The sequence below is a fragment of the Halomonas sp. ALS9 genome (assembly GCF_001651035.1).
In the GTDB taxonomy this organism is placed as follows: Bacteria; Pseudomonadota; Gammaproteobacteria; order Pseudomonadales; family Halomonadaceae; genus Vreelandella.
In genome coordinates this window covers 86,687-99,903 of record NZ_LXRG01000076.1, presented here as the reverse complement: position 1 = coordinate 99,903, position 13,217 = coordinate 86,687, and the positions used below count along the sequence as shown (strand labels likewise).

The window sequence follows — 13,217 nt, the reverse complement described above, 5'->3', positions numbered from 1 at the left end:
AATACCCCTCATGTGGGTGAACTCACCCGACGTTGATTTCCCGTTATGGTACCTATCAATTTATGAAAGCACAGCAAGGCATACATTCAGGCTTACCCGCTGCACGCTATTATCGCGCTAATGATCCGCAATGGCACTGGTTAGAGGAGCGCGACGACCCGCAAGTCAGCGCCTTCTTAACGGCCGCCAACCAGCAACAAGCCGATTGGTTTGCCCCGCTTGCCCCGCTGGAGGAAGCGTTATACCAGAGTCACCTGGCACGCCGCGAATTAGCCGTGACCAGCCTTAAGACAACGCTTGACCACTTCACGTTCTGGAGCGAGACCGGCGCCGAAGATGACTACCCTTGCTGGTGGCGCCACCCCAATCTTCAGCCGGAACAGCACGAATGCTTTTTTGACGTCAGAGCTCGCGCCAACGAGCACGACTTCTACGATATGGGCGATATGGCGCTCTCCCCTGATGAGCAATGGCTAGCCTGGACAGAAGATACCCAAGGCGATGAGCGCTTTACGCTATGGCTGAAAGCACTACCTAGCGGGGAGCCGGTGCAACTATTGAGCGATATTGGCGCGGGGCTGTGCTGGGCAGAAGATCAAACGGCCACCACGGCTACCTTGCTGTTTACCCGCTTTGACGATACCCAGCGCCCGGATAGCGTTTGGCGTTTTTCGCTGACATTGGCTGACTTGATGGCCTCAAAAGAGCCCATGCTGGTACTGCGCGAAGAAGACCCTGAGTTTTGGCTCGGCATCGGCAAAACGCGTTCGCGGTCATGGCTGCTGCTCGAAAGTGGCTCAAAAGACACCAGTGAAATTCACCTGTTGCCCGCTCACTCCCCTGATTCACCCCCCCAGTGTATTCAGTCGCGCCAAGCGGGGGTTGAGTACAGCATTGATCACCGACCAGGCAGTTTTTATCGCCTGCATAACCAGGCTGGTGCTCACTTCCAGCTCGACTTCCTGCCCGAAAGTCAGCTTGGTCAGCCCCAATTGAATTGGCAAACGTTAATCGCCCACCGTGAAGAAGCCACCCTGGAAGGCGTTGATGCGTTCGCTTGGGGGCTGATACTGGCGGAGCGCGATCATGCCCAGGCGCAGGTGCGGTTGCGGCATTTGCTGTTCGATGCCCAGCACGGATGCACGCAGGATGAGTATCTGGCACTGCCCGAGCAACCCTGCTCCCAGATGCTGGAAGATGCGCCGCACTTCGATACACAGATAGTGCATCTGCGTGAAGAGTCATTTACCCAGCCGCCCAGCTGGTTCGCACTTGATCTCACCAGCGGCGAACGGACACTGCTGAAGCGGGTGCCTGTGTACGGCAATTTACAACCGCAACAGCTAATCAGTCGACGCCTTTGGGCCACCAGCGACGATGGCGAGCAGGTGCCCATATCGGTAGTGATGCGCGCCGACCTGGCGGGCCAACCCCAACCCACACTGCTGTATGGCTACGGCGCCTACGGTGATGCGCTCGACCCCTGGTTCTCGATCGCTAGGTTGGAGCTGCTTGAACGCGGTGCAGCTTTTGCGGTTGCCCATGTCCGCGGTGGCGGCGAACGCGGCGAGCCCTGGTACTTAAACGGTAAAATGGCGCACAAGGAAAACAGTTTTAATGACTTCCTGGCCGCGCGTGATGCACTTGTCGAACAGGGTGTCAGCGATTCACAGCGCATCGCTGCCTATGGTGCCAGCGCCGGTGGGCTGCTGGTCGGCACTTGTGTTAACCGTGCACCGGAAAAATTTTGCGCCGCGCTGCTAGATGTACCCTTTTTAGACGTGCTGCGCACCATGCAGAATCCGGAACTACCGCTAACCACCGCGGAGTACAGCGAGTGGGGAAACCCGGAAGCGCCAGAGGTTGCCGCCCGCATCCGCGCTTACTCACCGATCGACAATATCCAGCCCCAGGCCTACCCTGCGCTGTGGATTGAGGGCAGTTGGTTTGACACCCGGGTCAGCTACTGGGAGCCTGCCAAGCTCTATGCCCAAGTGTCTCAACAGCAGCAAGGGTCAGCGCCAATTCTGATGCGTACCGATATGAGCAGTGGCCACGGCGGCGCATCGGGCCGCTTCAAGGCCTGGCGCGATACTGCGCGGCAAGATGCCTTTATTCTATGGGCACTGGGTTTGGCCCCGCAAACGCAGCCAAATCCAGAGTAAAGCGCTCAAAGGCCTGTTGCGCCCCGGCAAGCACTGCAGGCCACGTAGATAGCGGGCAGCGGTACTCCGCAAAGTGCCAAAAAGCAGCCCACTGTTCGCCTGTTAAGGGATGGGCAGTGAGGAACTGCAAAGGCACCTGCCGCCCCAGCACGCTCTCGACGTGACGGGCAATCATCGCCCCGCCCAAACGTGAGCCTTCGAGCACATAGAGCATACCAACCGTGTTGGCCGGGCTGGTCGGCAGTGGCGCGAGGGGCACCGACGCCACCCTTCTACCCAATCGCTGAATATCTGCCTTCAGTAGCGGCTCACGCTGCATTAATCGGTAATCCATAGCGTGAGCCTGTAAGCCACTACTCAGCGCCTGCTCAAGGCTTGCGATGGGCGCATAAAGCGCGCTTAACGCTGTAGCATACTTTGCAACCGTTAATTCCCGACTAAGCAGCAGCTTCAGAGCGGGATGCTGATCCACTTGATGGTGAGCCACGCGCGTTTCACGCTTAAGCCATTCCCTCAGGGTGGGATTACTCATCCGTCTTCCGGGCAAACGACTTAGCCTGTTGCAGTAGCGCGCGCAGTTTCAGCAGGTACATACGAGTATTCGCTGACCAGGGGCGGCTGTGGCCCACCCGCTGCTCTACCCAGGCTTCAAACGAACGCCGCGGTGCGATCCCGCGGCTACCGTCCCGGTAATCCACGGGTTTGTCAGGGTTACCGCCCCAGGTAACTTCATAGAGGTGTTCAAGCCGACAAAGGTAAAGATTAACGCTATGGTACTGATCAAGGGGTAAATCACTTACCACTGCAACGCCGGCGATTTCACTCAGCGGCATATCGGGACAGTCGCTTCGCAAGCTATCGCTTATCCATACCGACGACGTTTCAAACCGCGCCGCCTCCGCCACGACTTCAATTCCAGCCGCCGACAGCCCCTCTCCAGCATGATAAGTGTCGCCACCCACCTGCAGGATGGCGCCATCCGCTGCAAAGGAATCCATTAACCAGTGGCTTAATTCGGGCCAGGCGCTCGCTAACTCACCGTGGCGCATTAGCACGTCTTTAGCTTGGTCAAACTGGCGCTGCATGCCATCGAGCACCTGTAACCGCCTACGCGCTTTATAGTCGCGCAGACGTAGATTAAAGGCTTCTGAAAGCGCACTCATGGCCTGTAGTTGGCTAACCGTTAACTGCTTTGGTACCGCACTGTGGCAAGAAATCAGCGCATCAAGCGTCCCCGCCTGAGTAATGGGGAGAGAAATCGCTGCACCGACCCCCATATTGGCCATATATTCCAAATGAACAGGCGATACGCTGCGCAAATCAACCCATGAAAGATTGGGAATGGCGTTCCGCTCGCGGCCCACAACCGCCACAGGCTCAGCACTGCTATTGGGAATAGAGCGCCATGGATTCTTCATATACAGCTGGCGCGCTATCTGGGGGATATCGCTGGCCGGAAAACGTAAGCCTAAATAGCTGCCCGCTACCTCAGGCTGGCGCGCCTCCGCGGTGACTTCGCCGTCGCCCTCAGGCATAAAGCGGTAGTAGTGGATACGGTCAAAACCGCTCAACGCCAATAGCGTGTCTAACAGCTGCTGGCACTGTGCTTCAAGCCCCTGACGATTTTCAGGCACAGGATAAGCTTCTCCTTGCTTCGGCATGGGGTCGGCATGAGCATCAACCGGGTAAAGCTCAAATATCAGTTGTTCACCGTTATGGCTTATTACTACATCGAACTCTTGGGATCCGATATTGCTCTGGCCTGTATAACGCTCGCCTTCTGAAAGGGTTGGTGCCCGGCTATGCACCTCCTCAAGAAAGGCGGGCAGCGGTTGATCCAGTAGCGATTCAAGCCCTGCCTCCACACCGAGCCAATGCAGGATATTTTCAGACACATGGCTGATAGTGCCTTGAAGGTCACTCACCACGAGCACGCCGTGGGGCTGAATAGCACCGGAAAGATGCAGTTGCTCTTGCTCACACTGCTCAATAAACCCGCTTTGCATCGTCATGTCAGGCGTTCCTTCCCGTATCATCGTTGCTAAAAGGGGGAGCATAGCCCGCGGCTAGCACGGTAAACTCAGCCAGTGGTAGTGGTCGGGATAACAAATACCCTTGGACGTAATCACAGCCGTTTGCGGTCAACCAACTCAACTGGGAGTGGGTTTCCACGCCCTCTCCGACGGTGCGGATATTAAGTGCTTTGGCCATTCCTAAAATCGCCAGTGCAATCGCCTGGTCGCTCTCGTCTGCACTGTCAAGCCCGTCTACAAAGCTTTTGTCTATCTTAAGCTCGGCCAACGGCAGCCGTTTTAAATAGGCGAGCGATGAGTAGCCGGTGCCGAAATCATCCACCGCTAGTTTAATCCCCGCTTCACGCAGTTTTTCAATATTGCCCAATGCCGCACTTGAACGATCGACCAGGGTGCTTTCGGTAATCTCCACTTGAATCAACTCATGGGCAACCCGGTACTGTTTCAAACAAGCGAACAAATGAGAGATGAAACGCTCTTCCTGGAAACTGCGGGCAGATACATTCATCGCCACCGGAGGTGGGCAGACCCCATCGGCCAGCCACTGAGCTAATTGAGTAATCAACAACAACGCAACATGCCGGTCAAGCTCTAAAATCAATCCAGTGGCTTCGGCAACGGGGATAAAATCAGCCGGACTGACCTCCCCCAGCACGGGGTCACTCCAACGCAGCAGCGCCTCGGCGCCGACTAAGCTATGGGGAGACGCGCTGGTAAATTTAGGCTGATACATTAGCCTTAAGCGGCCCTGCTCCATCCCTTCGCGCAGCGCGTGCTCAATGGCCACATCGCGCATCAAGCGCTCTTGTAGCTCGGGTTTGAACAGCTCAAACCGATCGCGACCGTTCTCTTTAGCACGGTACATAGCGGTATCCGCTGCTTTGGTTAGGCCAGCCACATCGTCGCCATCATCAGGGCAGAAGGCCAAGCCAACACTCGAGGTCACAAATAGCGAGTGACGACGAACATCAAAGGGCTTTGCCAGCGCCTCTACAATTCGCTTGGCTACCTGCTCGGCGCCTTCAATCGTGGTATCGGATATAATAATGGTAAATTCATCGCCCCCAAGGCGAGCCACGGTGTCCAACTCCCTCACTAGCTCACGGAGCCTGCCAGCCACTTGGATCAGTAACTCATCGCCCGCATCGTGACCCAAAGTATCATTAATACTTTTAAAGTTATCCAGATCCAAAAACATCAGCGCGCTGATTTGATTATTGCGCCGCGCGTGGGCAATGGCCACCTGAAGGCGATCTTGAAACAGTGTGCGGTTGGGTAACCCCGTCAAGGCATCATGGGTGGCGAGGTACTCTGCGTGCTGCTGTGACTCTTTAATGTGGGTAATATCTGAAAATACCGCTACATAGAGCATCTCTTCATGGCTGTCCGGCTCGATGCTGTTAAGCGTTAGCCACTGGGAAAATAGCGTGCCATCTTGACGATGGTTCCACACCTCTCCCTGCCAAAAACCATTCTGTTGAACCAGTTCCCAGACAATATGGCAGGTGCCCGGCGGCTCTAATTCCTGTCCATTCTCCTGGTCACTATAGAGCAGCGGGAGCGCAGGCGTGTTGAGCACCTGCTGGGTGGTAAACCCGGTAATCCGCGTAAAGGCAGCATTAACCGACTGCACATTGCCCAAGGCATTGATGACAACAATCGCCTCTCCCGCCTGCTCATAGACTTTGGCGGCCACCTGCATTTCCCTCTCAGCCTGTTTGCGAGCGGTTATATCTTCGGCTTCGGTCAGAATCAGATTGGGATGGCCTTGTTCATCGCGTAGTACCTGATGAACCGACGAAAAAATGCGCACGCCTCCTGCTGAACTAGTGAGCACGTGTTCCGCTTTTACCATACGCTGATAGCGCAGCGCCTCAAGATCGCTTGCCCATACGGAGCTAGCGTAGGGTTCAGGAAATACCTCAAACGGGTTACGGCCCACCAGCGCGTCTTGAGAGAGATCGAAGGTGTTTAAAAACTGGGGATTGGCAAAGGTGTAGCGACCATTGAGATCCTTGAGCGCCATCATCACCGTGCTATTTTCCATCAACGCATGCAACTGCGCCTGAGATTGACGTAGCTTGGCCTGCACGTGGCTAAGGTCAGTAATGTCCATCAGTGTCACAATCAGCAGCTCTACATTGCCCTCACGACTAACACCGGGGGTCAATACGCGCTGTAGCAACCTTCCATTGTCCTCGACCACGTCCTCTTCAGGCATCCCACTGGCCATGACACTGACTAGCTGCTCTTCAAGGTTGCTAAGCGCCGTAGGTAACGTTAACCCCGCCACATGACGCTGAAGAGCGGTAGGTCGGAAATTAAAATAGCGCGCCGCGGGTGCGTTATAGCGCTTTAGACAGAAGTCGGTATCAAACACCAGCAGTGGGAAATCAAGCGCGTCATAGAGATAGGTGTACTCTGCGTTGAGCCTAGTCAACTCGCCGGATTTTATATTCAGCTCTTCATTAAGGTTTATAAGTTCTTCGTTGGTCGCCTGAAGCTCTTCGTTGGCGGCCTCCATCTCTTCATTAGTGGCTTGAAGCTCCTCATTAGATGCTTGGGCCTCTTCATTGAGCGACTGCATCTCCTCGTTAGCCGTGGCCAGTTCTTCAATCAGTGCTTGAAGATGCTCACGGGTAGCCACCAGCTCATTTTCTAAGCTATTGCCTTGACCAGGCGGCAGTGGCTCCATCAGCCGTTCTAACGAGCCATCGCTAGAAAACGCAGGCTCAACAAGCGGTTGGGGGGTGATCATCACCAGCACACGATAGTCGTCATCGCCCTCTGCGAGCGCCCGCACACTGAGCCGCCACCAGCGATCTTCAAAGCGTCGACGGCGCCCTAATTGTGGTTCTCGCTGTGTTTGAAACTGACGCAGCATCGCCATCAGCTCGCCACGGAAAGCAGGGCTAATCACATCACCGATACCCACCTGGCTGCGACTAGCAGTAAAGGGTAGAAACTTGGCTACTTCGCCCGCCGCATGCAGCACGCTCCCTTGCGCATCACACACTGCCACCGTCGCTTCCATATGGGCAACCAAGGCATCTAACAGCTGCTGCATATCACGATCCCGTCGACGCTGCAGAGGCGTCTCGCCAGCGCTTTGGGTGGTTCGTACAGCCACTTCGCGGCTCTCACCCTGTTTACTGAAAAGGCGCTCACGCCGATTAAGCGGGGTAAATAGGCTTTCGGTTTGGGAGATGCTTTCCGAGCGGCCCAGAAACAGTAACCCTTTAGCCCTTAAACCAAAATGGAAGCGCTGGAGAACACGCGCCTGCAATTCGTTATTAAAGTAGATAAGTACATTACGGCAAGAAACCAGATTCAAACGTAAAAACGGTGGGTCATCGACCAAATTGTGTTTGGCAAACACCACCATATCGCGCAATTCTTTGCTCACTTCAAAGGTCTGCTCTGTCGCAATGAAATAGCGTTCGACCCACTCAGGGGGCAGTGCTTCCAAGGCAGCGCCAATATAGTTTCCCCGTCGGGCGACTTCCAAGGCATCGTCATCAATATCTGTGGCGAATATCTGCACGACCCGACTGGCATCGCCGTGGCGTCGCTTCGCCTCGGCAATCATCAGGGCAATGGAGTAAGCCTCTTCTCCGGTCGCGCAGCCTGCTACCCATATCCGGATCGGCTCACGCTCAGCATCCTCAATCAGGCTGCTAATAGCACTGTCCAGAGCATCAAATGCCGCCTTATCGCGCACAAACGCCGTTACCGAAATTAAAATATCACGGCCCAACAGCTCTAACTCAGCCGGACTTGACTCCACTAACGCTAAATACTGCTGCATGTCAGCCATATTGGTGGCTATCAGCCGACGCCGTATTCGCCTACTCAGCGCGTTTTTTTTGTAACCGGAAAAATCGAGTTGGCGATGCTCTCTCAGTAGTGACAGTAAACGCTCTGGCACGGCTGCCTGGCTACTTTCATGGCTTGCATGCACCTGGACAAGCTCGGCTAAGCGCGGCGCCATTGCCTCAGCATCCAATACATAGTCAATCACACCGGCGTTTAACGCCGACTGCGGCATGCCGCTGTATTTAGCACTGGCCGGCGTTTGCACCATGGTGATACCGCCAGCCGCCATAATGGCTCGCAGCCCAGCTGTACCATCATAGCCGGTGCCGGATAGCACGATCCCCACCGCCGCCTCGTGGGCATCCGCCGCCAAAGAGATAAAAAAATCGTTGATACAGGGCTTAGGTACTACATGCGGCTCAATGGGCGTGGCATAAAAAATACCGTCTTCAATCAAGGCACTGGTATTAGCCGGCACCACGTAAATCACCCCGGCTTCCGGGATTTGATTATCTTCAAAATGCCGCACCCGAAGGCGGGTCTCACGACTTAAGATATCCACCAGCATGCTTTTATGGGTTGGCGATACGTGCTGCAACACGACATAGGCCAGCGACATATCAGGATCGAGCGGTTTAATTAGCTTAGCAATGGCTTCTAATCCGCCAGCAGAAGCGCCGATACCCACCACAAGAGGAGGAGCTAAAGGGGGAGTAGCAGCGGTCATAGCAGTCCTTTACTAAACGGTATAGTCGCTAGCAGTCTACACGCCTCGCCAGGCAAAGCGACTTTTCAAGCGAGTGAAATAGGTCAATAAACTCCTGCCTTATAATGCAGCAATGGCTTAGGCTACTACCCACCTTTACCTGAAGCCTCTGAACCTACTAATGGCCTAGTTCTGATTAATAATTTTGCTACATTTAACCTATGAGATGATGGCATCCTGGCAGTGTCGGGTAAGGTTGAACTGCCGTATCACCCATAAGGAACGATGCATAGTCGACGTTTATAACGATTGAAGCGCATATTTTACAAAAAACCATATGCTCCTTTATGCCTAGAAAAGGCTTGTCAACTTAATCTCAAAACACAAAAAAATATTAAATACATAGGCTTAATAAATTAATAGGCGCTAATGAAGGGGTATTTCCTCTTTGCGTTGATGATATCCCCTGGTGAGCTATTGGTTTCTAAAGGTACCTTATGTAAACAGGCGTCAATACACCCTTCACTGGATGCATACATAATAGCTAATGGACGTTAATAATCGCGAACTTGCACTTCAAGCGGGCTTACTTATGCTGCTGGTGTCCACCATTGTGATTGGTGCAGGTGGCTTTTTGCTGGGCTTTTTTCCTGACGTTCACCAGCCTCAATCGCTCGCTCTGCTACCCGATAGCGCGCTGGTGATTTTATTGTGTGGTCTAGGCCTCAGCGCAGTGATGGCTGGCTTTGAACGTTTTCGCAAAGCAACCTCCATCGCACTCGCCGCGGTTGCCTGCTATACATTGGTACACAATGCCCTAGACCCTTCATATAACGCAGCCTCCTTGCTGAGTGGTCATCAACGCCTGCCTAGTCAAGCCGCCCCGATATTACTTATGGCTGCATTTTGTCTCTGGGTAGGCCCTCAAGGACGTTGGCAGCGCCGTATTTGGCAACTCGGTGGGCTATTTTTATGGATGGTTGGCTGTATTACTTTAGCGGCCCATCATGGGTGGCCCGTGCCCGCCTGGTTACCCCGCGCCAGCGCATTGATCCCCGGCCTGATCGGCTTTTTATTTGGCATTGCCATGATGATGGTGAGCCTGCATGTTCCTCACTTGAAAACATCCTTAAGCAGTGCCGCTGTATTGGCAGGAATCCTTGGGGTTAGCCTGAGCATGGGAGGCTGGTTTTTAGTCAGCTGGAACCAGCATGAAGACATGCATCGAAACGCACAGCAAAACCTGGAAGGTATTGCGGTCAATATTGATCAAATGCTGACGTCGCGGGCAATCGTACTAGAGCGCTTAACAGAACGGTGGCGCCAGGTCTTTGCCGACCCCACATCGCGAAACCGGGAGGTTGAGCGCTACTGGACAGATTATCCAAGCATATTAGCCATTGCGTACTTTAATCCTACGGCCAATGACCTATGGCGCCGTTCTCGCCATGACAGTGCTCTACTTTGGCTTGATGAGCAGTTGAGCACATTAGCAACATTGACTTGGCTTAATCAGCAGCGAAATGTCATCCAGTGGTCGTTTCCCGACTATGAACGCCCTACGCTAGCGCTGCTCTCTGTCAAGCAGCCAGAGCAGCCCTATCAGCTCGTGGCTGCCATCGACTTAGCGCTACTTATCAAGCGGGAAATCAGTGTGGTTAATAGCACTTATTCGCTGCATATAACCCATTCCAACGGCTCCCTCATTCATGAAGGGAATGGCCTATTACAAGCCTCTTTCCTCGGGCCACAGCCGCCAATGCTCGCTGAGCATACGATGGTGCTACCGGGAGGAACGATCATCAATTTGGCTCTCTCGGAACTCCCCAACCCGCCCATAAAACTAGCTCACTTTATAGCCGCTGGGGTGGGGCTTTCAGGGCTGCTGCTCACTTACCAGCTGGTTTTCAGCTTTGCCTTGATATCTGCCCGTGCTCAACGCACGCGTGAACTTTCGAAAGCAAAAAAGACCCTGCAGGATAGCGAACAACGGTTTCGCTCGCTGTTTACACAAAACCCTGATGCGGTGTTTTCGCTAGATTTGAGCGGTTATCATTTAAGCGTCAATCGATCCATGCTCACCCTTCTTGAAACTAACGAAACACAGATTCTTGGTCGTCATTGGAAAGACTTTGTCGCCCCTGAACATCACCCCATCGTGGATGCCGCCTTCCAACAAGCATTACTGGGTATTGCCCAGCGCTTTGACTTAGAGGTCATCAACCAACAGGGCAACGCACGCCAGTTAGATGTGTCGTTTTTACCGACCGTGGTAATGGATCAAGTCGTAGGCGTTTACGGAATTGCCAAAGAGATGACTGCGCTGCGCCAAAAGGAGTCTCAGCTACGTATCTATCAACGCAGTTTGGAAGCCAGTAGCAACGGCATTTTAATTTGTGAGGCTCAGCAAACGGATTACCCCATTCTTTATGTAAACTCTGCCTTTGTGAACATGACAGGCTATACGCTTGAAGAAGCACAAGGTCGCAGCTGGCGTTTTTTACAGGGCCCAGATACCGACCCACAGCAAATTGCTGATATACAGCATGCGCTTGAGCAGCAACACGATATCACCATGACCCTCCGCAACTATCGTAAAAACGGTCAAGCATTCTGGAACAACTTATTTCTCTCTCCAGTGCGAAGTCCTGAAGGCCAAGTAACGCACTTTGTCGGCAGCATAAACGATATCTCTGAGCGCCGGGATCATGAGAACGCACTCGCTTTTCATGCTACCCACGATGTGCTAACAGGCCTTGGCAACCGCGCTCTTTTTGAAGATCATTTGCGCCATGACGTCGAACTTGCACGGCGTCATAAGCAGCAGCTAGCGGTACTGTTTATTGACCTGGATGAATTTAAACCGATCAACGATACGCTCGGGCATGGCATTGGCGACCAAGTGCTTATCAACGTTGCCAGGCGGCTTGAGCAAGCCATCAGGCCTTCCGATACCCTGTGTCGTTTCGGGGGCGATGAGTTTGTATTGCTATTACCGGATCTTGAAAGCCCCCAGCAAGCAGAAGAAATTGCCGAGCGCCTGCTCGAAGCGCTTGCTCTGCCTTACCGCATTGAGCGCCACGAACTCTACCTTTCGGCGAGCATTGGTATTGCGCTTAATGACAAACATCTGACGCAACCTGAAGAGTTACTCCAGCAAGCTGATATGGCGATGTATAAGGCCAAGCAGCAAGGTCGCAACGCCTTGCAAACCTTCACTCAGGATATTAATCAAAAGCTCACGCAACGAGTGACGCTAAGAAACGATTTGCAGGAAGCCATTCTAAATGAACAGTTTGAGCTGCATTACCAACCATTGTTAGCAATCGATGGAAACGTTCAGGGCTTTGAAGCACTGGTACGTTGGAATCATCCGGTCAAAGGCGCGATCTCACCAGATCTATTTATACCCATTGCAGAAGAGACAGGGCAAATTATCGCCTTAAGCCAATGGGTGATTGAGCGCGCCGCACGGGATTTTCTCATTCTTCAGCCGCAGCTTCCCAGCCACTGCCGTATTTCGGTCAACCTTTCGCCGATGCAGTTTCACCGGCCAAGTTTTTTAAGCTCGCTCAGCACCACGCTTGCAGCCACTGGGCTCAGCGCAACGTCGCTAGAACTTGAGTTAACCGAAGGCATATTGATGAACGATACCGACGCTGCGATTGCTAGGCTGCATGCGCTGCGCGAGATGGGGATCAGTGTTGCGATTGATGATTTCGGTACTGGTTTTTCAAGCCTGAGCTACTTGCGCCACTTACCCGTTGATAAGGTAAAAATTGACCGCAGCTTTATCAACAATATTGCCAACAACAGCAAGGATGCCGCCATCGTGCAAGGCATAGTTGCCCTTGCGCACCATCTAGAGCTGATGGTGGTAGCCGAGGGAGTAGAGACGTCACAACAGCACCAACAGTTGGTGGCCTTGAAGTGCGATATTTTTCAGGGCTACCTGTTCGCTCGCCCCATGCCCTTCGAGGCGCTATGCAATTGGTTAACGGCAAGGCGGGGCTCAGTCACATCGGCAGTACAGCAATAATATGCGACTCTAGTTGCTGCTCTGGCACCTCATCCTGGGACACCGCAAAGCTGCGCACACTGACCCCTTTGCGGTGAACCCGCTCGGCGTCATTGCTTAACAGCGGATGCCAACCCGCCAGCTTGCGCCCTTCCGCCACCCGCCGGTAGCCACAGCTCTGTGGTAACCAGGTAAACTCTTTAACCAACGCAGGCGTCAGCTGAGTACAGTCGGGCACAGTGTCAAAACGGTTGGCATAATCGCTACACTGACAGCTGTGGATATCCAGCAGGCGACAGGCTACATTCAACACCGCCAACTCCTGGGTATCCTCATCGTGCAACTTCAGCAGGCAGCACTGCCCACAGCCGTCGCATAGCGCCTCCCACTCCTGGGGCGTTAGCTCTTCAAGGGTAAAGCGCTCCCAAAAACGTTCGCGCATTGCGGTTTCCATCTTCGCCTGCCTCATTGTCACGGAA

General features: G+C 53.7%; 6 protein-coding genes. 2 read left to right on the top strand and 4 right to left on the bottom strand.

The window, feature by feature from the left end; all coding sequences use genetic code 11:
- Nucleotides 1–62: 62 nt before the first annotated feature.
- Nucleotides 63–2,165, top strand: coding sequence for a S9 family peptidase (locus A6R74_RS06620; RefSeq protein ID WP_064233662.1), 2,103 nt, complete (start codon nt 63–65; stop codon nt 2,163–2,165).
- Here A6R74_RS06620 and A6R74_RS06615 read toward each other — a convergent pair.
- The 3 genes from A6R74_RS06615 to A6R74_RS06605 are packed head-to-tail and all read right to left on the bottom strand — an operon-like array spanning nt 2,113 to nt 8,741.
- Nucleotides 2,113–2,697 (bottom strand): biliverdin-producing heme oxygenase, encoded by a 585-nt coding sequence (locus tag A6R74_RS06615; protein ID WP_064233661.1) that lies wholly within the window; start codon nt 2,695–2,697, stop codon nt 2,113–2,115. The genes A6R74_RS06620 and A6R74_RS06615 overlap by 53 nt on opposite strands.
- Nucleotides 2,690–4,177, bottom strand: a complete 1,488-nt coding sequence (locus tag A6R74_RS06610; RefSeq protein WP_064233660.1) for a GAF domain-containing protein — start codon at nt 4,175–4,177, stop codon at nt 2,690–2,692. The genes A6R74_RS06615 and A6R74_RS06610 overlap by 8 nt, the downstream gene beginning before the upstream one ends.
- Before the next feature lies 1 nt (nt 4,178).
- Nucleotides 4,179–8,741 (bottom strand): EAL domain-containing protein, encoded by a 4,563-nt coding sequence (locus A6R74_RS06605; protein ID WP_082906609.1) that lies wholly within the window; start codon nt 8,739–8,741, stop codon nt 4,179–4,181.
- A 526-nt stretch (nt 8,742–9,267) separates the two neighbouring features.
- Here A6R74_RS06605 and A6R74_RS06600 point away from each other — a divergent pair.
- Nucleotides 9,268–12,759, top strand: coding sequence for an EAL domain-containing protein (locus A6R74_RS06600; protein ID WP_064233659.1), 3,492 nt, complete (start codon nt 9,268–9,270; stop codon nt 12,757–12,759).
- Here the strand turns inward: A6R74_RS06600 and A6R74_RS06595 are convergent.
- On the bottom strand, nt 12,737–13,192 hold the full coding sequence (locus A6R74_RS06595) for a YcgN family cysteine cluster protein (RefSeq protein ID WP_064233658.1): 456 nt from the start codon (nt 13,190–13,192) through the stop codon (nt 12,737–12,739). The genes A6R74_RS06600 and A6R74_RS06595 overlap by 23 nt on opposite strands.
- Nucleotides 13,193–13,217: the final 25 nt, after the last annotated feature.

Coding starts and splice junctions, on each gene's coding strand:
- A6R74_RS06610 (WP_064233660.1), bottom strand. CDS start 4,177: ATGACGATGCAAAGCGGGTTTATTGAGCAGTGTGAGCAAGAGCAACTG.
- A6R74_RS06600 (WP_064233659.1), top strand. CDS start 9,268: ATGGACGTTAATAATCGCGAACTTGCACTTCAAGCGGGCTTACTTATG.
- A6R74_RS06620 (WP_064233662.1), top strand. CDS start 63: ATGAAAGCACAGCAAGGCATACATTCAGGCTTACCCGCTGCACGCTAT.
- A6R74_RS06615 (WP_064233661.1), bottom strand. CDS start 2,697: ATGAGTAATCCCACCCTGAGGGAATGGCTTAAGCGTGAAACGCGCGTG.
- A6R74_RS06605 (WP_082906609.1), bottom strand. CDS start 8,741: ATGACCGCTGCTACTCCCCCTTTAGCTCCTCCTCTTGTGGTGGGTATC.
- A6R74_RS06595 (WP_064233658.1), bottom strand. CDS start 13,192: ATGGAAACCGCAATGCGCGAACGTTTTTGGGAGCGCTTTACCCTTGAA.